Source organism: Pseudomonas sp. GW456-E7, from assembly GCF_059424105.1.
In genome coordinates this window covers 85,695-110,095 of sequence record NZ_JBWKZB010000011.1, presented here as the reverse complement: position 1 = coordinate 110,095, position 24,401 = coordinate 85,695, and the positions used below count along the sequence as shown (strand labels likewise).

Annotated in this window: 22 protein-coding genes; 15 read left to right on the top strand and 7 right to left on the bottom strand. The window is 59.7% G+C overall.

The window, feature by feature from the left end:
- The first annotated feature begins 165 nt into the window (after positions 1-165).
- The gene (gene tcdA, locus AC07YV_RS10135) at positions 166-984 is read left to right on the top strand and encodes a tRNA cyclic N6-threonylcarbamoyladenosine(37) synthase TcdA (protein ID WP_102699387.1); all 819 of its coding nucleotides are present in this window, start codon (positions 166-168) and stop codon (positions 982-984) included.
- 112 nt (positions 985-1,096) lie between these two features.
- On the opposite strand, the gene AC07YV_RS10130 is transcribed toward tcdA, so the two are convergent.
- The 4 genes from AC07YV_RS10130 to AC07YV_RS10115 all read right to left on the bottom strand — a co-directional run bounded on the left by AC07YV_RS10130 (position 1,097) and on the right by AC07YV_RS10115 (position 4,261).
- Entirely contained in the window at positions 1,097-1,501 is a 405-nt protein-coding gene (locus AC07YV_RS10130; RefSeq protein WP_102699386.1) for a SufE family protein, read from the bottom strand.
- Positions 1,498-2,703, bottom strand: coding sequence for an aminotransferase class V-fold PLP-dependent enzyme (locus tag AC07YV_RS10125; protein ID WP_102699385.1), 1,206 nt, complete (start codon positions 2,701-2,703; stop codon positions 1,498-1,500). Before AC07YV_RS10125 ends, AC07YV_RS10130 begins: the two co-directional genes overlap by 4 nt.
- A 128-nt stretch (positions 2,704-2,831) precedes the next feature.
- Positions 2,832-3,866, bottom strand: a complete 1,035-nt coding sequence (gene dapD, locus AC07YV_RS10120) for a 2,3,4,5-tetrahydropyridine-2,6-dicarboxylate N-succinyltransferase (RefSeq protein ID WP_015093756.1) — start codon at positions 3,864-3,866, stop codon at positions 2,832-2,834.
- Between the two features lie 32 nt (positions 3,867-3,898).
- Positions 3,899-4,261 carry an ArsC family reductase gene (locus tag AC07YV_RS10115; RefSeq protein WP_095965033.1) on the bottom strand — a complete coding sequence of 121 codons (363 nt, stop codon included), beginning with the start codon at positions 4,259-4,261 and terminating at the stop codon, positions 3,899-3,901.
- 316 nt (positions 4,262-4,577) lie between these two features.
- Between AC07YV_RS10115 and AC07YV_RS10110 the strand changes: the two genes are divergently transcribed.
- Positions 4,578-6,209 (top strand): Na+/H+ antiporter, encoded by a 1,632-nt coding sequence (locus AC07YV_RS10110; protein ID WP_102699384.1) that lies wholly within the window; start codon positions 4,578-4,580, stop codon positions 6,207-6,209.
- 91 nt (positions 6,210-6,300) lie between these two features.
- On the opposite strand, the gene dapC is transcribed toward AC07YV_RS10110, so the two are convergent.
- The 3 genes from dapC to map form a co-directional block, all read right to left on the bottom strand.
- On the bottom strand, positions 6,301-7,500 hold the full coding sequence (dapC, locus tag AC07YV_RS10105; RefSeq protein ID WP_102699383.1) for a succinyldiaminopimelate transaminase: 1,200 nt from the start codon (positions 7,498-7,500) through the stop codon (positions 6,301-6,303).
- A 158-nt stretch (positions 7,501-7,658) separates the two neighbouring features.
- Positions 7,659-10,361: a [protein-PII] uridylyltransferase gene (locus AC07YV_RS10100; RefSeq protein WP_102699382.1), complete on the bottom strand. Its 2,703-nt coding sequence runs from the start codon at positions 10,359-10,361 to the stop codon at positions 7,659-7,661.
- 41 nt (positions 10,362-10,402) lie between these two features.
- The gene (map, locus tag AC07YV_RS10095; RefSeq protein WP_102699381.1) at positions 10,403-11,185 is read right to left on the bottom strand and encodes a type I methionyl aminopeptidase; all 783 of its coding nucleotides are present in this window, start codon (positions 11,183-11,185) and stop codon (positions 10,403-10,405) included.
- 371 nt (positions 11,186-11,556) lie between these two features.
- Here map and rpsB point away from each other — a divergent pair, with 371 nt between their 5' ends.
- The 13 genes from rpsB to lpxA all read left to right on the top strand — a co-directional run bounded on the left by rpsB (position 11,557) and on the right by lpxA (position 24,400).
- Positions 11,557-12,294: a 30S ribosomal protein S2 gene (rpsB, locus tag AC07YV_RS10090; RefSeq protein ID WP_007978390.1), complete on the top strand. Its 738-nt coding sequence runs from the start codon at positions 11,557-11,559 to the stop codon at positions 12,292-12,294.
- A gap of 189 nt (positions 12,295-12,483) precedes the next feature.
- Positions 12,484-13,347, top strand: coding sequence for a translation elongation factor Ts (gene tsf / locus AC07YV_RS10085; RefSeq protein WP_095965037.1), 864 nt, complete (start codon positions 12,484-12,486; stop codon positions 13,345-13,347).
- A 209-nt stretch (positions 13,348-13,556) separates the two neighbouring features.
- A complete protein-coding gene (pyrH, locus tag AC07YV_RS10080) occupies positions 13,557-14,300 on the top strand; it encodes a UMP kinase (RefSeq protein ID WP_003222124.1) in 744 nt (247 codons plus the stop codon).
- On the top strand, positions 14,297-14,854 hold the full coding sequence (gene frr, locus AC07YV_RS10075) for a ribosome recycling factor (RefSeq protein ID WP_007978385.1): 558 nt from the start codon (positions 14,297-14,299) through the stop codon (positions 14,852-14,854). Before pyrH ends, frr begins: the two co-directional genes overlap by 4 nt.
- A 13-nt stretch (positions 14,855-14,867) precedes the next feature.
- Positions 14,868-15,623 carry a polyprenyl diphosphate synthase gene (gene uppS / locus AC07YV_RS10070; protein WP_102699380.1) on the top strand — a complete coding sequence of 252 codons (756 nt, stop codon included), beginning with the start codon at positions 14,868-14,870 and terminating at the stop codon, positions 15,621-15,623.
- Positions 15,623-16,429, top strand: a complete 807-nt coding sequence (locus AC07YV_RS10065; RefSeq protein WP_429391218.1) for a phosphatidate cytidylyltransferase — start codon at positions 15,623-15,625, stop codon at positions 16,427-16,429. The genes uppS and AC07YV_RS10065 overlap by 1 nt, the downstream gene beginning before the upstream one ends.
- Positions 16,426-17,616, top strand: coding sequence for a 1-deoxy-D-xylulose-5-phosphate reductoisomerase (ispC, locus tag AC07YV_RS10060; protein ID WP_102699378.1), 1,191 nt, complete (start codon positions 16,426-16,428; stop codon positions 17,614-17,616). Before AC07YV_RS10065 ends, ispC begins: the two co-directional genes overlap by 4 nt.
- 53 nt (positions 17,617-17,669) lie before the next feature.
- Complete coding sequence (gene rseP, locus AC07YV_RS10055; RefSeq protein WP_102699377.1) at positions 17,670-19,022, top strand: sigma E protease regulator RseP; 1,353 nt, start codon at positions 17,670-17,672, stop codon at positions 19,020-19,022.
- Positions 19,023-19,094: 72 nt separating this feature from the next.
- Positions 19,095-21,470 carry an outer membrane protein assembly factor BamA gene (bamA, locus tag AC07YV_RS10050; RefSeq protein ID WP_102699376.1) on the top strand — a complete coding sequence of 792 codons (2,376 nt, stop codon included), beginning with the start codon at positions 19,095-19,097 and terminating at the stop codon, positions 21,468-21,470.
- A 45-nt stretch (positions 21,471-21,515) separates the two neighbouring features.
- Positions 21,516-22,019, top strand: coding sequence for an OmpH/Skp family outer membrane protein (locus AC07YV_RS10045; RefSeq protein WP_015093768.1), 504 nt, complete (start codon positions 21,516-21,518; stop codon positions 22,017-22,019).
- A 3-nt stretch (positions 22,020-22,022) separates the two neighbouring features.
- The gene (lpxD, locus tag AC07YV_RS10040) at positions 22,023-23,078 is read left to right on the top strand and encodes a UDP-3-O-(3-hydroxymyristoyl)glucosamine N-acyltransferase (protein WP_102699375.1); all 1,056 of its coding nucleotides are present in this window, start codon (positions 22,023-22,025) and stop codon (positions 23,076-23,078) included.
- A gap of 108 nt (positions 23,079-23,186) precedes the next feature.
- A complete protein-coding gene (fabZ, locus tag AC07YV_RS10035) occupies positions 23,187-23,627 on the top strand; it encodes a 3-hydroxyacyl-ACP dehydratase FabZ (RefSeq protein WP_007978374.1) in 441 nt (146 codons plus the stop codon).
- Positions 23,624-24,400 carry an acyl-ACP--UDP-N-acetylglucosamine O-acyltransferase gene (lpxA, locus tag AC07YV_RS10030; protein WP_007978373.1) on the top strand — a complete coding sequence of 259 codons (777 nt, stop codon included), beginning with the start codon at positions 23,624-23,626 and terminating at the stop codon, positions 24,398-24,400. The genes fabZ and lpxA overlap by 4 nt, the downstream gene beginning before the upstream one ends.
- Position 24,401: the final 1 nt, after the last annotated feature.

The following is a 24,401-nucleotide window of genomic DNA, read 5'->3' as shown; positions in this document are numbered from 1 at the left end:
CCGCCAAGGGGCGCGCATCCTACACCGGCAGCTCACTGAACGTACATCGGACAGGGAAATGCCTGACGTTGGGCAATCTGCTTTCACATAAGTTCTTACACTTGTTGCTTGAAACTTAAATCTTGTAGCTGCGAAGCCTTATAATGCCCGCCGGTTTTTGGGGTAATGGTCATGAGTACTGAAGATCCGCGTTTTGCCGGCATTGCCCGTTTGTATGGCATCGAAGGCCTTGAGCGCCTGCGCGCAGCCCATGTGGCGATTGTCGGGGTCGGTGGTGTGGGTTCCTGGGCGGCGGAAGCCATGGCCCGTTGTGGCGTGGGCGAGATTTCGCTGTTCGATCTGGACGACGTCTGCGTCAGCAACGCCAACCGTCAGTTGCACGCGCTGGACAGTACCGTCGGCAAACCCAAGGTCGAGGTGATGGCCGAGCGTCTGCGCGGAATCAACCCGCACTGCACGGTGCACGCGGTGCCGGACTTCGTCACCCGCGACACCATGGCCGAGTACATCACGCCGAACATCGACTGCGTGATCGACTGCATCGACAGTGTCAACGCCAAGGCTGCGCTGATCGCCTGGTGCAAGCGTCGCAAGATCCAGATCATCACCACCGGCGGTGCGGGCGGGCAGATCGACCCGACCTTGATTCAGGTCTGCGACCTGAACCGCACGTTCAACGACCCACTGGCGTCGAAAGTGCGCTCAACGCTGCGCCGCGACTACGGCTTCTCACGCACCGTGACCCGCCATTACAGTGTGCCGTGCGTGTTTTCCACCGAGCAGCTGCGTTATCCGAAACCGGACGGCAGCATTTGCCTGCAGAAGAGTTTTGTCGGTGATGGCGTGAAGCTCGACTGCGCCGGCGGGTTTGGCGCGGTGATGATGGTGACGGCGACCTTCGGCATGGTCGCGGCGACCAAGGCTGTGGACAAGATTGTGGCCGGTGTGCGGCGCCCGGCTGAACGCATCAAGCCCCAAGCCTAAGCTCGACACCTGTAGGAGCTGCCGAAGGCTGCGATCTTTTGACCTTGTTTTTAAAAGGGCAAAGTCAAAAGATCGCAGCCTGCGGCAGCTCCTACAGGGTGTTTGTGGGTGATCAGGCGGCCAGCTCGCGCATCCGCTGTAGCACCGCATTCAAGCCATTGCTGCGGGATTCGGACAATTGCCGCCCCAATCCCAACTGATTGAACCAGTCCGGCAAATCCACCTGCTGCAATTGGGCCGCCGACAAGCCGTTGACCCGCGCCAGCAGCAACGCCACCAACCCGCGAATCAACCGCGCATCGCTGTTGGCGCTGAACTGCCAATGGCCGGCGCGCAATTCGCCCACCAGCCACACCTGGCTTTCACAACCGTACACCCGGTTGGCGTCGCACATTTGCGCGTCGCTCAAGGCAGGCAGGCGCTCGCCCCATTGCATCAGCAGGCGTGCGCGTTGTTCCCAGCCGGCGGCTTTGCCAAAGGTATCGAGTGCGGTCACGGCATCGGCAGGCAGGTTCATCGCAGCAGCTCCAGCGCCTGATCCAGGGCTTCAAAAAACCGTTCCAGGTCTTCGGAGTCGTTGTACAGCGCCAACGACACCCGAATCGCCCCCGCCAGTTCAAAGCGTTTGAGCAACGGCATGGCGCAGTGATGGCCAGCGCGCACCGCAATTCCTTGCTCAGTCAGCAAATGCGCCAGGTCGGCGTTATGTACACCCTCGACGGTAAAACTGGCCAGTGCCACTTGCGGCTTGCCCAGCAGGCGGATGCCGTGACGTGCCTCAAGACCCTTGAGCAAACAGGCATGCAGCGCCGTTTCATGGGCGGACACGGCGTCCTGATCAAGCCCTGCGAGGTAATCCAGGGTCGCTCCCAGGCCGATCACACTGGCAATCGGCGGCGTTCCGGCCTCGAAGCCCAGAGGGGCCGGGCGAAAGCGTGCGTCGTGATAATTGGCATCGAGCACCATTTCACCGCCGAACTGCCAGGGACGCAGCTGTTGCAGCGCCGTATTGCACCCGAACAGCACACCCAGGCCATCGGGACCGTAGAGCTTGTGGCTGGAGAACACATAAAAATCGCAGCCCAATGCTTGCACGTCGTGGCGGCCATGGACCACGCCCTGGGCGCCGTCGATCACGGTCAGGGCGTTGTGCCCCTTGGCCAGTGCCAGCAATTGAGGCAGCGGCTGCCACGCACCAATCACGTTGGACAGTTGACTGACGGCCAGCAGACGCGTGCGTGGGCCGATCAAACCGGCGGCGGCTTCAAGGTCGATCACGCCATCGGCGTCCAGCGGCAGGATCACCAGCTTCAGCTCGCGACGGTGTGCCAGTTGCTGCCACGGCAAGAGGTTGGCGTGATGTTCCAGGGCGCTGATGACAATTTCGTCGCCCGGATTGAAAAGATGTTCCAGGCCATAGGCCAGGAGATTCAGCGCGGACGTCGCGCCGTGGGTAAAGATGATCTGCCCGCAATCGCCAGCATTGAGCCATTGCGCGGCTTTGCGACGGCTGTCCTCGAACGCCTGGGTGGCGTGGGCGCCGGGCAAGTGTTGCGCCCGATGCACGTTGGCCGCGCCATTGGCGTAGTAGTGGGCCAGGGCGTCCAACAGGGCTTGAGGTTTTTGCGTGGTGGCGGCGTTGTCCAGATAGGTCTGGCCTTGGCGCTGCAGGGCGGCGATGGCCGGAAAATCGGCGCGCCAGGGAGAGAGAATCATCATGTGTTCAGCCCTGTGAACTTGGGCGGATGTACACCGGACCTTGTGGGAGCGAGCTTGCTCGCGATGGCGTCCGTAAGGTTGCCAAAAAGCATCGCGAGCAAGCTCGCTCCCACAGGTGCCTGCGGCACTTAGTTGTGAGCGTGCAGCGCTTCGTTCAGCTCGATGGCCGATTTGTGGGTTTTGCATTCCACGGCGCCGGTTTCCGAATTGCGACGGAACAGCAGGTCCGGCTGGCCGGCCAGTTCACGGGCCTTGACCACTTTGACCAGTTGATTGTTCTCGTCCAGCAGCGCGACCTTGGTACCGGCGGTCACGTACAGGCCCGACTCGACGGTGTTGCGGTCGCCCAACGGGATACCGATACCGGCGTTGGCGCCGATCAGGCAGCCTTCGCCGACCTTGATCACGATGTTGCCGCCACCCGACAAGGTGCCCATGGTCGAGCAGCCGCCGCCCAGGTCCGAACCCTTGCCGACGAATACGCCAGCGGATACGCGGCCTTCGATCATGCCCGGGCCTTCGGTGCCGGCGTTGAAGTTGATGAAACCTTCGTGCATCACGGTGGTGCCTTCGCCCACGTAAGCGCCCAGGCGCAGGCGCGCAGCGTCAGCGATGCGCACGCCGGCCGGAACCACGTAGTCGGTCATTTTCGGGAATTTGTCCACCGAGAACACTTCCAGCAGCTCGCCGCGCAGGCGGGCTTCGAGTTGCAGTTCGGCCAGCTCGCTCAGGTCGACAGCGCCCTGGCTGGTCCAGGCCACGTTCGGCAGCAGCGGGAAGATCCCGGCCAGGTTCAGGCCGTGTGGCTTGACCAGGCGATGGCTCAGCAGGTGCAGCTTGAGGTACGCCTCCGGGGTGGACGACAGCTGGGCGTCTTCAGCCAGCAGGGTGGCGACCAGCGGCTTGTGGCTCTCGGCCAGGCGGGTCAGCAGGGCAGCCTGGGCAGCGTCGACGCCTTTGAGGGCTTCGGCCAGTTGCGAGGCCTGGGCGGTGCTGAATGCGATGGCCTGATTGCCTTCGGTGTAGCCCAGGATCGGTGCGATAGCAGCGACGACTTCAGCCGATGGCTTGAGAACCGGGGCGGCGTAGAACACTTCCAGCCATGCGCCTTGACGGTTTTGAGTGCCGACGCCGAAGGCCAGGCTGAACAGGGTAGTGGACATGTGAATACCTCTAACAAAATTGAACGGGCTGCTTACTTGAGCGCGGCCGCGTAGATATCTGGCTTGAAGCCAATCAGGGTTCGGTCACCGAGATCGAGCACCGGGCGCTTGATCATCGAGGGTTGTGCGAGCATCAGTTCGATGGCTTTCGTCTGGTCGAGATCGGCTTTGCGTTCGTCGTCGAGCTTGCGAAAGGTCGTGCCTGCACGGTTCAACACCACTTCCCAGCCGTGCTCGCTGCACCATTGGGTCAGGTGTTCACGGTCGATACCGACCGCTTTGTAATCATGAAAGTCATAGCTGACAGCGTGTTCATCGAGCCAGGTGCGCGCCTTTTTCATGGTGTCGCAGGCTTTGATGCCGAAAAGGTGCAACGTTTTGCTTGAAGCGGTCAAGGAATTGCCCCCTTTGCAGGTGCTGGAAATAAAAGGTGGAGGATTATGCCATGGCCGGACGGTTTCGCGGCGGCTGTGGTCGGGTTTGTATTTTTGTCATGGCGTAGCACCTTGTAGGAGCGAGCTTGCTCGCGATGAACCTGAGAGCTCCGCGGGGTATCAGGCAGCCCGCATCATCGTTAACGACCATCGCGAGCAGGCTCGCTCCTACAGGAGGGCGGTATTCCGGCGTGCGACATTGGTGCAAGGGCCCCCACGCAGTCTAAGCAGCTAATATGGCACTTCCATGCTGTCGATTGTCCGGGAACCACGCTTTATGCAAACCGCCTACACCGTCCTGATCCTGTTGATGCTGGTCGGCGTTTCGCGCCTGATCGGACGGGTGATCCCGCTGCCGTTGCCGCTGGTGCAAATCGCCGCCGGGGCATTGCTTGCGTGGCCGACCCTGGGGTTGCATGTGGCCCTGGATCCCGAGTTGTTCCTGTTTCTGTTCCTGCCACCGCTACTGTTCTCCGACGGCTGGCGCATGCCCAAGCGCGAATTCTGGCACCTGCGCGGACCGATCCTGACCCTGGCGGTGGGCCTGGTGTTGTTCACGGTGGTCGGTGCCGGCTATTTCATTCACTGGTTGTTGCCGAGCATTCCGCTGCCCGTGGCGTTTGCGCTGGCGGCGGTGCTGTCACCGACCGACGCTGTGGCGGTTTCGGCGATCTCCCAGAACCGCTTGCCGACGCCGTTGATGCACATGCTGCAGGGCGAGGCGTTGATGAACGACGCTTCGGGTCTGGTGACATTCAAGTTTGCCCTGGCGGCTGCGGTGACCGGTGTGTTCTCGCTGGCCAACGCCAGTGTCACTTTCGTGCTGGTGGCGATCGGTGGCCTAGCCACCGGTGTGGCGTTGAGCTGGCTGGTCGGGCGCCTGCGTTCGTGGATGATCGCCCGCGGCTGGGACGACCCGGCCACACACGTAGTCTTCATGTTGCTACTGCCGTTCGCCGCGTACGTGCTGGCCGAGCGGGTGGGCGTGTCGGGCATCCTGTCGGCGGTGGCGGCGGGGATGATGCAGAGCTGGCTCGATCTGCTGCCGCGCCAGACCAACACGCGCCTGCTCAATCGCAGTGTCTGGTCATTGCTGGAGTTCGCCTTCAACGGCTTGATTTTCCTGCTGTTGGGCCTGCAGTTGCCGGACATCATCAAGGCGGTGGCCAGTCACGAAACCTCACTATGGCCGACGTTGTTGTATCGCGGGCTGGATGTGGTGGCGATTTTCCTGGTGCTGCTGGTTTTGCGGTTCGTCTGGGTGCAAAGCATCTGGCGGCTGTCCATTTTTGTGCGGCGCTGGCGTGGCAAGGCTGAGATAACCCGGGTGCCAAGCGCGCGTTCCTGCTGGTTGCTGACCGTCGGCGGCGTGCGCGGGGCCGTGACGCTGGCGGGTGTGATGTCGGTGCCGATGCTCATGGGGGGCAGTGCGTTTCCCGAGCGCGATCTGCTGATATTCATCGCCGCCGGGGTGATTCTGCTGTCGTTGATTGCGGCCTGCATCGCGCTGCCACTGTTGCTGCGCGACATCGAAGCCAGCCCGGACGACAAGCGCCGCAACGAAGTGCGCGACGCCTGGCGCAAGACCGCCGAAGCGGCCATTCATGCGCTTGAGACAGAAGAGGTCAACCCGCAGGACGCCGCCCAGTCCGCGCTGGCCGCCGAACTCAAGGCGCGGATCATGTCCGAGTACCGGCACCAGTTGGAGGTGTTCAACGATTCAGCCGAAGCCCAGGCCCTGGCCTTTCAGATGGACTTGCTGGAGCGGCGCTTGCGCTTGAAGGCGCTGCGGGCGCAGCGCCTGGAGTTGTACAGCCTCAGTCGTCAGCACCAGATCGGCGATGACGTGTTGCGTGAGGTGCTGGGGGAGCTTGATCTGAGTGAAGCGAAATTGGGCCAGGTGAAATAACCGCTGACCCTTGTAGGAGCTGCCGCAGGCTGCGATCTTTTGATTTTCAAGGTCAAAAGATCGCAGCCTGCGGCAGCTCCTACAGAGAGACTTACTTGCGGCGCTGGATGAAGTCGCGAATGCGTTCGGCAGCCTCGACACACTCCGCCAACGGCGCAACCAGCGCCATGCGCACGCGCCCGGCGCCCGGGTTGACGCCATCGACATCCCGCGACAGGTAAGAGCCTGGCACCACCGTCACATGCTCCTGCTCGAACAGGTCGCGGCAGAACGCTGCGTCGTCACCGGCCACATTCGGCCATAGGTAGAAACTGCCATCCGGGCGCTGTACATCCAGCACCGGGCTGAGGATTTCCAGTACCGCATCGAACTTCTCGCGATACAACGCACGGTTGGCGCGCACATGCACTTCGTCATTCCATGCAGCAACGCTGGCCAGTTGGGTTTGAACCGGCATCGCGCAGCCGTGGTAGGTGCGGTAAAGCAGGAAGCCTTTGAGAATGTCGGCGTCACCGGCGACAAAACCCGAACGCAGGCCTGGCAGGTTCGAACGCTTGGACAGGCTGTGGAACACCACGCAGCGCTTGAAGTCCTTGCGGCCCAGTTCTGCGCAGGCGCTGAGCAGGCCTGGCGGCGGCGTTTGTTCGTCGAAGTAGAGTTCGCTGTAGCACTCGTCCGCGGCAATCACGAAGTCGTGTTCATCGGCCAGGGCGATCAGCTTTTTCAGGGTTTCAACCGGAATCAGTGCGCCGGTCGGGTTGCCTGGCGAGCACAGGAACAGGATCTGGCAGCGTTTCCAGATGTCCGGCGAAACGGCATCGAAATCCGGGTTGAAACCGTTTTCGTCCAGGCACGGCAGGTAATGCGGCTTGGCCCCGGCGAGGAACGCCGCGCCTTCGTAGATCTGGTAGAACGGGTTCGGGCTGACCACCAGCGCGTCATCACCACGGTTGACCACGGTCTGGGTGAAGGCGAACAGCGCCTCGCGGGTGCCGTTGACCGGCAGCACGTTGCGCGCCGGGTCGATCCAGCCTTTGGGGACATCGAAGCGACGTTCGCACCAGGCGGCGATGGCTTCGCGCAGGGCCGGGATACCGAGAGTGGTCGGGTATACGGCCATCTGATCGAGATTGCTGGCCAGCGCTTCGGCGACGAAGCTTGGCGAACGGTGTTTAGGCTCGCCAATGGACAGCGCAATAGGGCGCTTGTCCGGGTTGGGCGTGACACTGCCGAGCAGGGCGCGGAGTTTTTCGAACGGGTAAGGCTGGAGCTGGGACAGAGCGTTGTTCATCGATAAATCTCGTTCGGTGTTGGAGCGGCGCTGATCCCTGTAGGAGCGAGCTTGCTCGCGATGGTCGTCAACGATAACGCGTTCTTCCCAGAACAACGCGGTGTATTTGAGTTCATCGCGAGCAAGCTCGCTCCTACAAAAGGCGGGCCGTCGTTAAGTCAGATGCTGATGCGCGACAGTTTGATATCGGGTTCCTGGTTGACGCTCAACTGCTCGACGATTGCATCTTGTAACCGGCTGCACAGCAGCGGGTCGGACAGCGGCTGATTGTGGGCGTCGGTGATGAAGAACACGTCTTCCACGCGCTCGCCGAGGGTGGCGATCTTGGCGTTTTGCAGCGACAGATCGAACTCCAGGAAAATCGTGCCGATCCGCGCCAGCAGGCCCGGGCGGTCGGGCGCCGTGAGTTCCAGCACCGTCACCGGCCGCTGGGCGTCGTTGTGGATCGTCACCTGTGGTGCAAAGGCGAAATGCTTGAGCTGGCGCGGTACCCGGCGCTGGATGATGGTCGGGTAGTCGTCCGGGTTGCGCAGGGCCTCGGTCAGGCCGTCGCGGATCTGTTTGACCCGTGCCGGATTGTCGCCGATCGAGTCGCCGTCAGTGTCGAGCACGATGTAGGTGTCGAGGGTGAACTGGCTGCTGGAGGTGATGACCCGGGCGTCATGGATGTTCAGGTTGAGCTGGTCCATCGCGGCCACGGTCACGGCGAAGAAGTCGTGCTGGTCCGGGGCATAGATGAAGATCTGGGTCCCGCCCTCGAACTCGCGCTGGGTGGTCTCCTTGATCAGCACCAGGGGGCCGCCATCGGCCGGTTGCTGGAGGATCGCGTCGCTGTGCCAGGCCACATCGCCGGCGGTGTGACGCAGGAAATAGTCATCACCCAACTGCGCCCACAGCTGCTCGACATCGTCCGGGTCGGTGCCGCCGCGCACCAGAATGTCCAGGGCGGCGCTCTGGGTCTGGCGGATCTGCTCTTCGCGATCCACCGGATTCTCCAGGCCACGACGCAGGGCGCGCTTGGTTTCGGTGTAGAGCTGGCGCAGCAGGCTGGCGCGCCAGGAATTCCACAGTGTCGGGTTGGTGGCGTTGATGTCGGCGACGGTCAGTACATACAGGTAGTCAAGGCGGGTTTCGTCGCCGACGATCTGTGCGAAGTCGTGGATCACCTGCGGGTCGGACAGGTCCTTGCGTTGGGCGGTGGTCGACATCACCAGATGGTTTTGCACCAGCCACACGATCAGGCGGCTGTCCCACACAGGCAGCTGGTGGCGCTGGCAAAACGCCTCGGCGTCGACCGCGCCGATGTCCGAGTGGTCGCCATGCCGGCCTTTGCCGATGTCGTGGTACAGCCCGGCCATGTAGATCAGCTCGGGTTTGGGCAGCTTGCCCATGAGCTTGCTGGCCAGCGGGAATTTTTCCGACACCTGGGTGTACTGCAACTTACGCAGGTGCTTGATCAGGTTCAGGGTATGGGCATCGACCGTATAGATGTGGAACAGGTCATGCTGCATCTGCCCGACGATAAAGCCGAATTCGGGCAGATAACGACCCAGGATGCCGTAGCGGTTCATTCGTCGCAGGTTGCGGTGAATGCCGATCTTGCACTTGAACAGCTCGATAAACAGGCTGGTGTTGCGAATATCGTTGCGGAAGTCGTCGTCGATCAGGTGACGGTTTTCCCGCAGCATGCGAATGGTGTCTGCGCGTACGCCCTTGATTTCCGGCTGCTGGGCCATCAATACGAAAATTTCCAGCATGGCGAACGGCGTGCGGCGGAAAACGTTGTGGTTGCGTGCTTCGATATAGCCATCATGCAACTGGAAGCGCGAGTTGATCGGCTGCGGTGGTGCCTCGTCTTCCGGTGCGAGGATGACTTCCTCGAAGTGCTGGATGATCAGGTCGCTGAGCTGGGCGATGCTCATCACCACCCGGTAATACTGCTGCATGAAATTTTCGATGGCTTGCTTGGCGTCGTCGCCTTTGAAGCCCAGCAGCCCGGCGATGGTGCGCTGGTGATCGAACAGCAGGCGGTCTTCGGCGCGACCGGCGAGCATGTGCAGGGCATAGCGAACCTTCCACAGGAACTCCTGGGAGGAGGCGAGCAATGCGTTTTCACTTTCGACAAGGAAGCCTTCGCCGGCCAGTGCCCGCAGGTTCAGGGTGCCGTACTCGCGACGGGCCACCCACAGAATCGTCTGGATATCCCGCAGGCCACCGGGTGAGCCCTTGACGTTGGGTTCCAGGTTGTATTCGGTGTCGTTGTACTTGTGGTGGCGGGCCTTTTGTTCGGCACGCTTGGCCAGGAAGAAGTCCTTGCTCGGCCACATGTGCCCGGTGCTGGTGACGTCCAGCATGCGCTGGCGCAAACGCTCGGGGCCGGCGATGGTGCGGCTTTCCATCAGGTTGGTGACGACCGTCAGGTCGGCGCGGGCCTCGACGGCGCACTCTTCGACCGAGCGAACGCTCTGACCGACCTCCAGGCCGATGTCCCACAACAGTGTCAGAAAGCGCTCGATGGAATCGCGGAAAACTTCGTGGTCCGCGCTGTCCAGCAGGATCAGCAAATCGATGTCGGAATAAGGGTGCAATTCACCCCGGCCGTAGCCACCGACCGCGACCAGCGCGATGTCGGCGTCCTCGCTCCAGCTGAACTGCTCCCAGGCCTTTTGCAGGATGTTGTCGACGAACCAGGCGCGATCCTCGATCAGCCGGCGAATGTCCCGGCCATTGCGAAAGCGGGCGTCGAGCACTTCGCGGGCCTGGCGGATCGCCTTCTTGAAGGCCGCGATCGGGCTGGCCTTCAGGGCCAGTTCAGCCTGGAACTGGCCACGGTCGAAGAGTTCGGGATCCACCTGCGGCATCGATTGGCTTTCCTTTCTATAGGCGAGATACGCTGGCGAGATCAGGCCGAAACGCGAGGGATGGTGTCATCGCTGCGCAGGGTGAAGATCTCGTAACCGGTTTCGGTCACCAGCAGGGTGTGTTCCCACTGTGCCGAGAGCTTGCGGTCCTTGGTGATCGCGGTCCAGCCATCGCCCAGAACCTTGGTGTCGGCACGGCCCTGGTTGATCATCGGCTCGATGGTGAAGGTCATGCCGGCCTTGAGTTCCATGCCGGTGCCAGCGCGGCCGTAGTGCAGGATCTGCGGCTCTTCGTGGAACACCTTGCCGATACCGTGGCCGCAGAATTCGCGAACCACCGAGAATCCGTTCTTTTCAGCGTGCTTCTGGATGATTTCGCCGATGTCGCCCAGGCGGCAGCCGGGCTTGACGATTTCAATCGCCTTGTACATGCATTCCTGGGTCACCTGGGACAGGCGCTCGGCCCAGACCGGCACGCTGCCGACGTGGAACATGCGGCTGGTGTCGCCGTGGTAGCCGTCCTTGATGACGGTGACGTCGATGTTCAGGGTATCGCCGTCTTTCAGCGGCTTGTCGTTCGGGATGCCGTGGCAGACCACATGGTTGATCGACGTGCAGATCGACTTTGGATAGCCCTTGTAGTTGAGCGGGGCAGGGATGGCTTTCTGCTCATTGACGATGTAGTCGTGGCAGATCTGGTTCAGTTGATCGGTGGTAACGCCCGGCTTGACATGTTCGGCAATCATTTCCAGCACATCGGCGGCCAGTTTGCCGGCGATACGCATCTTGGCGATATCCTCGGGCGTTTTGAGGGTGACGGTCATACAGGCTCTCTCTGCGCCAGGCGGCGCTTTCTGAACGGAAAGGGCATTGCGCGATGGGTCTTCGCAGCCCTGAAAAATACGATTCTACCAGACGATCAGCGCAAATCTGCGCCTGTGTGCATCGCTTCTCCCTATAGAATGGTGCATTCTTGGAGGATTCCAAGGGATGGCGCAATGCGCTTGCCAGGATTTCAGAATCCGGGTTCCGTTTTGCCCTGCCTTGTGATATAAAATGCGCCGCTTTCCGGGGATGTCCCGAAAAGCCTAAATCCACACACGTGTCGACACGATGACCTGGGTGCCTTCAGCTGATGCTGCTGGTTGGTCATTGGGATACGTGGAGGCCAAACCCGACTTATTAAGGAACTATCATGTCCCAAGTCAACATGCGCGATATGCTGAAGGCCGGTGTGCACTTCGGTCACCAGACCCGTTACTGGAACCCGAAAATGGGCAAGTACATTTTCGGCGCGCGTAACAAGATCCACATCATCAACCTTGAAAAAACCCTGCCAATGTTCAACGAAGCTCTGACTTTCGTAGAGCGTCTGGCCCAGGGCAAAAACAAGATTCTGTTCGTCGGCACCAAGCGTTCCGCTGGCAAGATCGTTGCTGAAGAAGCAGCACGTTGCGGTTCGCCGTACGTCGATCACCGCTGGTTGGGCGGCATGCTGACCAACTTCAAGACCATCCGTGCTTCCATCAAGCGTCTGCGTGACCTTGAAGTTCAAGCCGAAGACGGTACTTTCGCCAAGCTGACCAAGAAAGAAGCGCTGATGCGCACTCGTGACCTGGAAAAGCTGGATCGTTCCCTGGGTGGTATCAAGGACATGGGCGGTCTGCCAGACGCTCTGTTCGTTATCGACGTTGATCACGAGCGCATCGCGATCACCGAAGCCAACAAGCTGGGCATCCCGGTTATCGGCGTAGTCGATACCAACAGCAGCCCGGAAGGCGTTGACTACATCATCCCAGGCAACGATGACGCAATCCGCGCTATCCAGCTGTACATGGGTTCGATGGCTGACGCTGTGATCCGCGGCCGCAACAACGTTGCCGGCGGCACCGAAGTTTTCGTTGAAGAAGCTCCGGTAGCAGCAGCTGAGTAATTGACGCCTTGGCGTTGACTCAGTAAGCAAAAAGGGGGCTTGGCCCCCTTTTTGCCACCTCGAAAACCATTTGTCGGCGCCCACTGCTCTATCTGTAACGTGCGGCAGCTAACAAGGGTGGTTCGGGAAGAATTGATCGCCCGTTCGATCGGGTGGAATGGTTGAAAACCTATCCAAGAGGATTTTGAAATGGCAGAGATTACTGCAGCGTTGGTCAAAGAACTGCGCGAGCGTACTGGCGAAGGCATGATGGACTGCAAAAAGGCCTTGACCAAGGCTGGCGGCGACATCGAGAAAGCCATTGATGACATGCGTGCTTCGGGCGCCATCAAGGCTGCCAAGAAAGCCGGCAACGTTGCCGCTGAAGGCGCTATCGCCATCAAGGCTGACGACAAGGCAGCCGTGCTGCTGGAAGTCAACTCGCAGACCGACTTCCTGGCCCTGCAAGACGACTTCAAGAACTTCGTTGCTGCCAGCGTAGAGAAAGCCTTCGACGAAAAACTGACCGACGCAGCTCCGCTGATCGCCGCTCAGGAATCGGCTCGTGAAGCACTGGTTGCCAAAGTTGGCGAAAACGTCAACATCCGTCGCCTGGTGCGCGTAGAGGGCGACGTTGTCGGCACCTACCTGCACGGTAACAAGATCGGTGTTGCTGTTGTTCTCAAGGGCGGCGATGTTCAGCTGGCCAAAGAGATCGCCATGCACGTGGCGGCAAGCAACCCTGAGTTCCTGCTGCCATCGCAGGTTTCGCCAGAAGCCATCGAGCGCGAGAAGGGCGTTTTCCTGACCCTGAACGAAGACAAGATGAAAGGCAAGCCAGCTGAAATCGTCGAGAAGATGATTGCTGGTCGTATCACCAAGTTCCTGGCTGAAGCCAGCCTGGTCGAGCAAGCTTTCGTCATGAACCCGGAAGTGACCGTAGGCGCCCTGGCCAAGAAAGCCGGCGCTGAAATCGTTTCCTTCACTTACTTCAAGGTAGGCGAAGGCATCGAGAAGCCAGTGGACAACTTCGCAGAAGAAGTTGCTGCCCAGCTGGCTGCCGCCAAGCAATAAGACGGTTTTTTAACTGTCGCCCAGAAGAGGCTGCCCGCTCACGCGCGCAGCCTCTTTTCAGATGGGGCACCAATTTTTATTGGTTTCCTTTTGGAACTGGCTTACAAAGCCATGTTCCGATGGCGCTGAAGCAGCGCCAAGCTAGAGTGAACGCCAGCTGTAAACAGCTCGCAAAGAATTTTTAAAATACGCCGCAGGAGAGATTCGCAATGGCTCAGCAGGGCAGTGGTTATCAGGCTCGCTATAAACGCATTCTACTCAAGCTCAGCGGCGAGGCCCTGATGGGCTCGGAAGAGTTCGGGATCGATCCGAAAGTTCTGGATCGCATGGCATTGGAAGTTGGCCAACTGGTCGGCATCGGTGTACAGGTCGGTCTGGTTATCGGTGGTGGCAACCTGTTCCGCGGTGAAGCGCTGAGCAAGGCTGGCATGGATCGGGTCACTGGCGACCACATGGGCATGCTGGCCACTGTGATGAACGCCCTGGCCATGCGCGACGCCCTTGAGCGCGCCAACATCTCGGCCATCGTGATGTCCGCTATTTCCATGGTTGGCGTGACTGATCACTATGATCGCCGCAAGGCCATGCGCCACTTGAACTCCAAGGACGTGGTGATTTTCGCGGCCGGTACCGGCAACCCGTTCTTTACGACGGATTCGGCTGCCTGCCTGCGTGCAATCGAAATCGATGCCGATGTCGTGCTCAAGGCGACCAAGGTCGACGGCGTCTACACCGCTGACCCGTTCAAAGACCCGCATGCCGAGAAGTTCGATCATCTGACTTACGATGAAGTGCTGGATCGCAAGCTGGGTGTGATGGACCTGACGGCCATTTGCCTGTGCCGCGACCACAAGATGCCGCTACGCGTATTTAACATGAACAAGCCCGGCGCCCTGCTGAACATCGTGCATGGCGGCGCTGAAGGAACCCTGATCGAGGAAGGCCAACAATGATCAACGAAATCAAGAAAGACGCTAAAGAGCGCATGCAGAAGTCCGTGGAATCGCTGGCGCACAACTTCGGCCGCATTCGTACCGGTCAAGCGCACCCGAGCATCCTGGAAGGCGTGATGGTGCCGTACTACGGTTCCGACACCCCGATCAAGCAAGTGGCCAACATCACTGTCAAGGATGCCCGTACCCTGCAAGTCGTTGCCTTCGAGCGCAACATGCTGGGCGCCGTCGACAAGGCAATCGGCAGTGCAGGCCTGAACCTGAACCCGACCAACCTTGGTGAGCTGCTGCTGATCAGCATGCCGGCCCTGACCGAAGAAACCCGTCGCGGTTTCACCAAGCAGGCCCGTGATGTGGCGGAAGATGCCCGTGTTGCCGTGCGCAACATCCGTCGCGATGCAAACAGCTCGCTGAAGGATCTGGTCAAGGAAAAGGAAATCAGCGAAGACGAAGAGCGTCGCGCCACTGGCGAGATCGACGATCTGACCAAGAAGTTCGTAGCTGAAATCGACGCTAAGTTGGCGGAGAAAGAAAAAGACCTGATGGCCGTATAAGGGTCGCGTTTTCATGGAAAAGACCAAGCAGACTGCACCGTCCGCGGTGCCGCGCCATGTCGCGATCATCATGGATGGTAACAATCGCTGGGCGAAAAAACGCTTTATGCCGGGTGTCGCCGGGCATAAAGCGGGCGTGGATGCGGTGCGTGCGGTCATTGAGGTCTGTGCCGAGGCCAAGGTCGAGGTGCTGACCCTGTTCGCCTTTTCCAGCGAGAACTGGCAGCGTCCCGCCGATGAGGTCAGCGCCTTGATGGATCTGTTCTTCAAGGCGCTGCGTCGTGAGGCCAAGCGCCTCAACGACAACAACATCAGCCTGCGCATCATTGGTGACCGCTCGCGTTTTCATCCCGAGCTGCAGGCTGCCATGCGCGAAGCCGAGGCCATGACGGCTGGCGCCAATCGTTTTGTCCTGCAGATCGCCGCCAATTACGGCGGTCAGTGGGATATCGCGCAAGCGGCGCAACGACTGGCACGAGAGGTTCAGGCCGGACATTTGCGTCCGGAAGACATTACGCCTGATCTGCTGCAGACCTGCCTGGCCACAGGTGATCTGCCGTTGCCTGACTTGTGTATCCGTACCGGTGGCGAGCATCGCATCAGCAATTTCCTGCTCTGGCAGCTGGCCTATGCCGAGCTGTATTTTTCCGACCTGTTCTGGCCGGACTTCAAACACGATGCCATGCGCAATGCGCTGGCCGATTACGCTTCCCGCCAGCGCCGCTTCGGTAAAACGAGCGAGCAGGTCGAGGCTGGAGCCCGGGTTTAATGCTTAAACAACGAATCATCACCGCGCTGATCCTGCTGCCGATTGCCCTGTGCGGGTTTTTCCTGCTTGAAGGTTCCGGTTTTGCACTGTTCATCGGGTTGGTAGTTACCCTTGGTGCATGGGAGTGGGCGCGTCTGGCGGGTTTCGCCGGTCAAGCGTTCCGCGTCGGTTTTGCCGCTGTGGTCGCCTTGATGCTGTTTGTCATGTACATCCTGCCCGGGCTGGCGCCTTGGGTATTGGGCGCTTCGGTGCTGTGGTGGGCGGTGGCGACGTACCTGGTGCTGACTTATCCGCGTTCGAGCGAGCATTGGTCCAATGCGGCGACCAGGCTGGTGATCGGCCTGTTGATTCTCCTGCCGGCCTGGCAGGGGCTGGTGCAGATCAAGCAGTACCCGCTGGGTAACTGGCTGATCATGGCCGTGATGGTGCTGGTCTGGGGTGCCGATATCGGTGCCTACTTCTCCGGTCGTGCCTTCGGCAAGCGTAAACTCGCGCCGCAGGTCAGTCCGGGCAAAAGCTGGGAAGGCGTGTACGGTGGTCTGGCGCTGAGCCTGGTCATTACCACGCTCGTTGCTCTGGTGCGCGACTGGACGGTGGCGCAGCTGTTCAAAGGGCTGATCTGTGCTGCGCTGATCGTGTTCATTTCGGTGGTGGGCGACCTCACTGAAAGCATGTTCAAACGTCAGTCGGGGATCAAGGACAGCAGCAATCTGCTTCCGGGTCACGGTGGTGTGCTGGATCGAATCGACAGCCTGACGGCGGCCATTCCAGTGTTCGCCGTGCTGTTGTGGATGGCGGCCCCATGAGCCGCCCGCAACAGATTACCGTTCTGGGGGCAACCGGTTCGATTGGCTTGAGTACGCTCGACGTCATCGCTCGTCATCCTGATCGTTACCAGGTCTTTGCCTTGAGTGGCTTCACTCGCTTGAGTGAATTGCTGGCGCTCTGCGTGCGCCATATCCCGCGATTTGCCGTAGTGCCCGAGGTCGCGGCTGCCCGCACCTTGCAGGATGATTTGCGCGCGGCGGGTCTTCCAACCCGTGTTCTGGTGGGTGAGGAAGGTTTGTGTCAGGTCGCTTCCGATCCGGAAGTCGATACGGTCATGGCGGCCATCGTCGGTGCGGCGGGATTGCGCCCGACGCTGGCGGCGGTCGAGGCGGGCAAGAAGATCCTCCTGGCCAATAAAGAAGCGCTGGTCATGTCTGGCGCGCTGTTCATGCAGGCGGTGCGCAAGAGCGGTTCGGTATTGCTGCCGATCGATAGCGAGCACAACGCCATTTTCCAGTGCATGCCGCACGATTATGCCCGTGGCCTCGAGGCGGTCGGCGTTCGCCGGATTTTGCTGACGGCTTCCGGCGGTCCGTTCCGGCAGACGCCACTGGCTGAACTGGCGCATGTTTCTCCCGATCAGGCGTGCGCTCACCCGAATTGGTCCATGGGGCGAAAGATCTCCGTGGACTCGGCCAGTATGATGAACAAGGGGCTTGAGCTGATCGAGGCCTGCTGGCTGTTCGATGCCAAGCCATCCCAGGTCGAGGTAGTGATTCACCCGCAAAGCGTGATTCATTCGCTCGTCGACTACGTCGATGGTTCTGTCCTGGCGCAGTTGGGTAATCCGGACATGCGCACGCCCATCGCCAATGCCCTGGCCTGGCCGGAGCGGATTGACTCGGGTGTGGCGCCGCTGGATCTGTTTGCCATTGCACGGCTGGACTTCCAGGCGCCCGATGAAGAGCGTTTCCCTTGTTTGCGCCTGGCTCGCCAGGCGGCCGAGGCGGGTAATAGCGCGCCAGCCATGCTCAATGCGGCAAATGAAGTGGCGGTGGCGGCATTTCTCGACGAGCGGGTTCGTTACCCGGAAATCGCGAGTATCATCGAGGAAGTACTGAGTCTGGAGCCCGTCGTGGCAGTGGATGATCTCGAGGCAGTGTTCACGGCAGACGCGAAAGCGCGATTGCTGGCCGGACAATGGTTGAGCCGTCACGGGCGGTAAATGCTGCAGATAGTCGACCCAGGCAGCAGCGGATAGGATTGCGGAGAAAGTAGATGAGCGCGCTCTATATGATTGTCGGCACCCTGGTCGCTCTGGGTGTGCTGGTTACCTTCCACGAGTTCGGCCATTTCTGGGTCGCGCGTCGCTGTGGGGTCAAAGTGCTGCGCTTCTCCGTAGGCTTCGGCATGCCTTTGCTGCGCTGGCACGACAAGCAGGGCACCGAATTTGTCGTTGCCGCCATCCCGTTGGGCGGCTACGTGAAAATGCTCGACGAGCGCGAAGGCGAAGTGCCGCCCGATCAGCTCAGTCAATCCTTCAATCGCAAATCCGTTCGTCAGCGCATTGCCATCGTAGCGGCGGGGCCGATCGCCAACTTCCTTCTGGCATTGGTGTTCTTCTGGGGATTGGCAATGCTCGGCAGCGAGCAGGTGCGTCCGGTCATCGGGGCGGTCGAGTCCGGCAGCATCGCGGCCAAGGCGGGTTTGAGTCCCGGCCAGGAAATCGTGGCCATCGATGGTGAGGCGACTTCCGGCTGGGCGGAGGTGAATCTGCAACTGGTTCGCCGCCTGGGCGAAAGCGGCTCGTTGCAGATATTGGTTCGCGAGCAAGGCTCGACGACCGACTCTCCACGTGAACTTGCGCTGGATAAATGGCTCAAAGGGGCTGACGAGCCCGACCCCATTCATTCGTTGGGGATTCGCCCTTGGCGCCCGGCATTGCCGCCTGTTCTGGCCGAACTCGATCCAAAGGGGCCGGCCCAGGCTGCCGGCCTGAAGACCGGTGACCGGTTGCTGGCGCTCGATGGTCGTACGCTGGATGACTGGCAACAGGTCGTCGATACCGTCCGTATGCATCCTGGTACCAAAATCATGCTTCGGGTTGAGCGGGACGGTGCTCAAATCGACGTCCCGGTGACACTTGCCGCTCGCGGCGAGAGCAAGTCACCCAGCGGCTACCTGGGGGCAGGGGTGAAGGCTGTCGATTGGCCGCCGGAGATGATCCGCGAGGTCAGTTATGGACCATTGGCAGCGATTGGCGAGGGGGCTCGGCGTACCTGGACCATGAGCGTGCTGACCCTCGATTCACTGAAGAAAATGTTGTTCGGCGAGCTCTCGGTAAAAAACTTGAGTGGACCGATAACCATTGCTAAAGTGGCGGGCGCTTCGGCCCAGTCGGGTGTTGCTGATTTCCTGAATTTCCTTGCTTATCTGAGTATTAGCCTGGGGGTTCTGAATTTGCTGCCCATTCCTGTGCTGGATGGGGGGCATTTGTTGTTTTATCTGATCGAGTGGGCGCGTGGTCGTCCCTTGTCGGATCGGGTGCAAGGTTGGGGGATACAGATCGGCATCAGTTTGGTGATCGGAGTGATGTTGCTTGCTCTGGTTAATGATCTGGGTCGTCTGTAACGTCGCTGAATTGCGAATCTGCCGCATTTTGCGGCAGTTTGTTTATTGCCAGTTGGAATAAGAAAGGACTTCATGAAACGTCTGCTGCTAACTGCGGTTCTCACCGTATTGATGATCGCCGAAGTTCACGCCGAGTCCTTCACTATCTCTGATATTCGCGTCAATGGCCTCCAGCGGGTCTCCGCGGGTAGCGTCTTTGGTGCTTTGCCGTTGAACGTCGGTGAACAGGCGGATGATCGTCGCCTGGTGGAATCCACTCGTGCGTTGTTCAAAACCGGTTTCTTTCAAGATATCCAGCTGGGCCGCGATGGCAACGTCCTGGTCATCACGGTAGTCGAGCGCCCGTCGGTCGCCAGTATCGAGATCGAAGGCAACAAGGCGATCTCTACCGAAGACCTGATGAAAGGCCTCAAGCAATCCGGTCTGGCCGAAGGCGAGATCTTCCAGCGTGCCACCCTTGAAGGTGTGCGTAACGAACTGCAGCGCCAGTACGTCGCCCAGGGTCGCTACTCGGCTACCGTCGACACCGAAGTGGTGCCGCAGCCGCGTAACCGCGTTGGCCTGAAGGTCAACATCAACGAAGGTACCGTTGCGGCTATCCAGCACATCAACGTGGTGGGCAACACGGTCTTCCCCGATGAAGACCTGATCGACCTTTTCGAACTCAAGACCACCAACTGGTTGTCGTTCTTCAAGAACGATGACAAGTACGCCCGTGAAAAACTGTCCGGTGACCTGGAGCGTCTGCGTTCCTACTACCTGGACCGTGGCTATATCAACATGGATATCGCTTCGACCCAGGTGTCCATTACGCCGGACAAGAAACACGTCTATATCACCGTCAACGTCAACGAAGGTGAAAAATACACTGTTCGTGACGTCAAGCTCAGCGGTGACCTGAAAGTCCCTGAAGACCAGATCAAGTCCCTGTTGCTGGTGCAGAAAGGCCAGGTGTTCTCGCGCAAGCTGATGACCACCACCTCCGAGCTGATCACCCGTCGCCTGGGTAACGAAGGCTACACCTTCGCCAACGTCAACGGCGTGCCTCAACCGCACGATGAAGATCACACCGTGGACATCCTGTTCGCGGTCGATCCAGGCAAGCGTGCCTACGTGAACCGCATCAACTTCCGTGGCAACACCAAGTCCGAAGACGAAGTGCTGCGTCGTGAAATGCGTCAGATGGAAGGCGGCTGGGCTTCGACCTACCTGATCGATCAATCCAAGACCCGTCTGGAGCGTCTGGGCTTCTTCAAGGAAGTCAACGTCGAAACCCCGGCCGTACCGGGTGTCGATGACCAGGTGGACGTCAACTACAGCGTTGAAGAGCAAGCCTCCGGTTCGATTACCGCCAGCGTCGGTTTCGCCCAGAGTGCCGGCCTGATCCTCGGTGGTTCGATCACCCAGAACAACTTCCTGGGTACCGGTAACAAGGTCAGCGTCGGCTTGACCAAAAGCGAATACCAGACCCGCTACAACTTCGGTTTCGTCGACCCCTACTGGACCGCCGACGGCGTGAGCCTGGGTTACAACGCCTTCTACCGCACGACTGACTACGATGACCTCGATACTGACGTCGCCAGCTACGCCGTAGACAGCCTGGGTGCCGGTGTGAGTGTCGGTTATCCAATCAGCGAGACTTCGCGTCTGACCTTCGGCCTGAATGCGCAACAAGACGAAATCAAGACAGGCGTCTACACCGTTGACGAGATCTTCGACTTCGTTAACAAGGAAGGCGACAAGTACCTGAACTTCAAGGCTTCGGCCGGTTGGTCCGAGTCCACCCTGAACAAGGGCGTGCTCGCTACCCGTGGTCACTCCCAGAGCCTGGTGCTGGAATCCACGATTCCAGGCAGCGACCTGTCGTTCTTCAAGCTCGACTACCGTGGCCAGTTGTTCCAGCCATTGAGCGAGAACTACACCATGCGCCTGCACACCGAGCTGGGTTATGGCGATGGTTACGGTTCGACCGACGGCTTGCCATTCTATGAAAACTACTATGCTGGTGGTTTCAACTCGGTACGCGGCTTCAAGGACAGCACCCTGGGTCCTCGCAGTACGCCAAGTACCGGCAAGAACCCCGGTACAGCGTTCGACCCGGACCAGGATCCACTGCCGTTCGGTGGTAACGTCCTGATCCAGGGCGGTGTGGAGGTTCTGTTCCCGCTGCCGTTCATCAAAGATCAACGCTCCCTGCGTACCTCGGTATTCTGGGATGTGGGTAACGTGTTCGATTCGACGTGCTCGGATACCACAAACGCTGATGGCACGAAGTCCAACACCAAGTGCAACGACATTAGCCTGAGCAATATGGCCAGTTCTGTTGGTGTAGGTGTGACGTGGGTCACTGCACTGGGTCCTTTGAGTTTCGCATTGGCCATGCCGGTCAAGAAACCGGATGACGCCGAGACTCAAGTGTTCCAATTTTCCCTCGGCCAGACGTTCTAAGCGTCTGACCCAAGATAACGACAATGAATTTTGTAGGAGTGCATCGTGCGTAAGTTGACTCAATTGGTTCTCCTGGCCAGCGTCCTGGTCGCTGGTCCGGCATTTGCCGACATGAAAATTGCAGTTCTGAACTATCAGATGGCTCTGCTGGAGTCCGACGCGGCCAAGAAATACGCCGTGGATGCCGAGAAGAAGTTCGGTCCTCAGCTGACCAAGCTCAAGACCCTGGAAACCAGCGCCAAGGGTATTCAGGACCGCCTGATGGCCGGTGGCGACAAAATGCAGCAGGGCGAGCGCGAGCGTCTGGAGCTTGAATTCAAGCAAAAGGCCCGTGACTTCCAGTTCCAGTCCAAGGAGCTGAACGAAGCCAAAGCCGTTGCCGACCGTGAAATGCTGAAGCAGCTCAAGCCGAAACTGGACAGCGCTGTGGAAGAAGTCATCAAGAAAGGTGCTTTTGACCTGGTCTTCGAGCGTGGCGCAGTGATTGATGTCAAGCCTCAGTACGACATCACTCGCCAGGTTATCGAGCGCATGAATCAGCTGAAGTAATCCATGACCGTGACCATTAAGCTCGGCCAGTTGGCCGAGTTCCTCGGCGCCACGCTACGTGGCGACCCGGAGAGAGAAATTACTGGGCTAGCCACCTTGCAGGAGGCTGGCCCAGCTCAGTTGAGCTTTCTCGCAAACCCCCAATACCGTAAGTACCTGGCGGACAGCCGGGCCGCAGCACTGTTGCTGAAGGCTGCTGATGCCCAAGGTTTTGCCGGTAATGCGCTGGTGGTGCCTGATCCGTATCTGGCCTACGCGCGTGTTTCCCACCTGTTCGATCCGAAGCCGAAAGCGGCTGCCGGTATTCACCCGACAGCCGTTGTGGCCGAGGACGCGGTGGTTGACCCGGCTGCGAGTATTGGTGCCTTTGCGGTGATCGAAAGCGCGGCACGTATTGCTGCCGGCGTGACCATCGGTGCACATTGCTTCATCGGTGCCCGTTGCGAAATCGGCGAAGGCGGTTGGCTGGCCCCGCGGGTCACGCTGTACCACGACGTGCGCATCGGCAAGCGTGTGGTCATTCAGTCAGGTGCCGTGCTCGGCGGCGAAGGCTTCGGTTTTGCCAATGAGAAAGGTGTCTGGCAGAAAATTGCCCAGATCGGTGGCGTGCTGGTCGGTGATGATGTCGAGATTGGCGTGAATACCGCTATCGATCGCGGCGCATTGGCCGATACCATTCTCGGTAATGGTGTGAAGCTCGACAACCAGATCCAGATCGCCCACAACGTTCAGGTCGGTGATCACACCGCCATGGCGGCCTGTGTCGGGATTTCCGGCAGCACCAAAATCGGCAAGCATTGCATGCTCGCTGGCGGTGTAGGGCTGGTGGGGCACATCGAAATTTGCGATAACGTTTTCATCACCGGGATGACCATGGTGACCCACTCGATTACCGAAAAGGGTTCCTATTCTTCCGGTACGGCCATGCAGCCAGCAGCCGAATGGCGCAAAAGCGCGGCTCGCATCCGTCAGCTCGATGACATCGCGCGGCGCCTGCGACAGCTGGAAAAGCAAGTAGGGGAAGTGACCCCTGACGGTAATGCTTCATCAGATGGCTGATACCATTTCCATATCAAGTGTGCACAGCCGCTAGACTGCCTCCTTGATTTGCTAGCGGAACGTGCGTCAGTCGCGCGCTCCCAATCTTTACATAGGCTTCCCCCCGAAATGATGGACATCAACGAGATTCGCGAATACCTGCCTCACCGTTACCCGTTCCTGCTGGTGGACCGGGTAGTGGAGCTGGATGTTGAAGGCAAGCGCATTCGCGCCTACAAGAATGTCAGCATCAACGAACCGTTCTTCAATGGCCACTTCCCCGCGCATCCAATCATGCCGGGCGTATTGATCATCGAAGCCATGGCTCAGGCTGCCGGGATCCTTGGTTTCAAGATGCTCGACGTGAAACCGGCCGACGGCACCCTCTATTACTTCGTCGGTTCCGACAAGCTGCGCTTCCGCCAGCCGGTTCTGCCAGGCGATCAGTTGATCCTTGAAGCCAAGTTCATCAGCTGCAAGCGTCAGATCTGGAAATTCGAATGCCAGGCTTCGGTCGATGGCAAGCCGGTCTGCTCCGCTGAAATCATCTGCGCGGAACGCAAACTATGAGTTTGATTGACCCTCGTGCAATCATCGATCCGACAGCCATTCTGGCTGACGGCGTCGAGGTCGGCCCGTGGTCGATCGTCGGCGCAGGTGTGGAAATCGGCGAGGGGACAGTCATCGGGCCGCACGTGATCCTCAAGGGCCCGACCCGAATCGGCAAGCACAATCGCATCTACCAGTTTTCCTCGGTGGGTGAGGACACGCCTGACCTGAAGTACAAGGGCGAGGAAACCCGCCTGGTGATTGGTGATCACAACGTCATCCGTGAAGGCGTGACGATCCACCGTGGCACCATCCAGGATCGTTCGGAAACGACCCTGGGCGATCACAACCTGATCATGGCCTATGCCCACATCGGCCACGACAGCGTGATTGGCAACCACTGCATCCTGGTGAACAACACCGCACTGGCGGGCCATGTGCATGTGGAAGACTGGGCGATCCTCTCCGGTTTTACCCTGGTTCACCAGTATTGCCACATTGGCGCCCACAGCTTCTCCGGCATGGGTACGGCGATCGGCAAGGATGTTCCAGCCTACGTCACGGTGTTCGGCAACCCTGCTGAAGCCCGCAGCATGAACTTCGAGGGCATGCGCCGTCGGGGGTTCAGCGAAGATGCGATCCACGCGCTGCGTCGTGCCTACAAAGTGGTGTACCGCCAGGGCCTGACCGTGGAGCAGGCGCTCGCCGAACTGGCAGAGCCGTCCGCCCAGTATCCGGAAGTGGCGGTGTTCCGTGACTCCATCCAGTCTTCGACCCGCGGCATCACCCGCTAAC

Bases quoted from the DNA above. Each gene is read 5' to 3' on its own strand.
- tcdA (WP_102699387.1), top strand. From the start codon at position 166: ATGGTCATGAGTACTGAAGATCCGCGTTTTGCCGGCATTGCCCGTTTG.
- AC07YV_RS10130 (WP_102699386.1), bottom strand. From the start codon at position 1,501: ATGAACCTGCCTGCCGATGCCGTGACCGCACTCGATACCTTTGGCAAA.
- AC07YV_RS10125 (WP_102699385.1), bottom strand. From the start codon at position 2,703: ATGATGATTCTCTCTCCCTGGCGCGCCGATTTTCCGGCCATCGCCGCC.
- dapD (WP_015093756.1), bottom strand. From the start codon at position 3,866: ATGTCCACTACCCTGTTCAGCCTGGCCTTCGGCGTCGGCACTCAAAAC.
- AC07YV_RS10110 (WP_102699384.1), top strand. From the start codon at position 4,578: ATGCAAACCGCCTACACCGTCCTGATCCTGTTGATGCTGGTCGGCGTT.
- dapC (WP_102699383.1), bottom strand. From the start codon at position 7,500: ATGAACAACGCTCTGTCCCAGCTCCAGCCTTACCCGTTCGAAAAACTC.
- AC07YV_RS10100 (WP_102699382.1), bottom strand. From the start codon at position 10,361: ATGCCGCAGGTGGATCCCGAACTCTTCGACCGTGGCCAGTTCCAGGCT.
- map (WP_102699381.1), bottom strand. From the start codon at position 11,185: ATGACCGTCACCCTCAAAACGCCCGAGGATATCGCCAAGATGCGTATC.
- rpsB (WP_007978390.1), top strand. From the start codon at position 11,557: ATGTCCCAAGTCAACATGCGCGATATGCTGAAGGCCGGTGTGCACTTC.
- tsf (WP_095965037.1), top strand. From the start codon at position 12,484: ATGGCAGAGATTACTGCAGCGTTGGTCAAAGAACTGCGCGAGCGTACT.
- pyrH (WP_003222124.1), top strand. From the start codon at position 13,557: ATGGCTCAGCAGGGCAGTGGTTATCAGGCTCGCTATAAACGCATTCTA.
- frr (WP_007978385.1), top strand. From the start codon at position 14,297: ATGATCAACGAAATCAAGAAAGACGCTAAAGAGCGCATGCAGAAGTCC.
- uppS (WP_102699380.1), top strand. From the start codon at position 14,868: ATGGAAAAGACCAAGCAGACTGCACCGTCCGCGGTGCCGCGCCATGTC.
- AC07YV_RS10065 (WP_429391218.1), top strand. From the start codon at position 15,623: ATGCTTAAACAACGAATCATCACCGCGCTGATCCTGCTGCCGATTGCC.
- ispC (WP_102699378.1), top strand. From the start codon at position 16,426: ATGAGCCGCCCGCAACAGATTACCGTTCTGGGGGCAACCGGTTCGATT.
- rseP (WP_102699377.1), top strand. From the start codon at position 17,670: ATGAGCGCGCTCTATATGATTGTCGGCACCCTGGTCGCTCTGGGTGTG.
- bamA (WP_102699376.1), top strand. From the start codon at position 19,095: ATGAAACGTCTGCTGCTAACTGCGGTTCTCACCGTATTGATGATCGCC.
- lpxD (WP_102699375.1), top strand. From the start codon at position 22,023: ATGACCGTGACCATTAAGCTCGGCCAGTTGGCCGAGTTCCTCGGCGCC.
- fabZ (WP_007978374.1), top strand. From the start codon at position 23,187: ATGATGGACATCAACGAGATTCGCGAATACCTGCCTCACCGTTACCCG.
- lpxA (WP_007978373.1), top strand. From the start codon at position 23,624: ATGAGTTTGATTGACCCTCGTGCAATCATCGATCCGACAGCCATTCTG.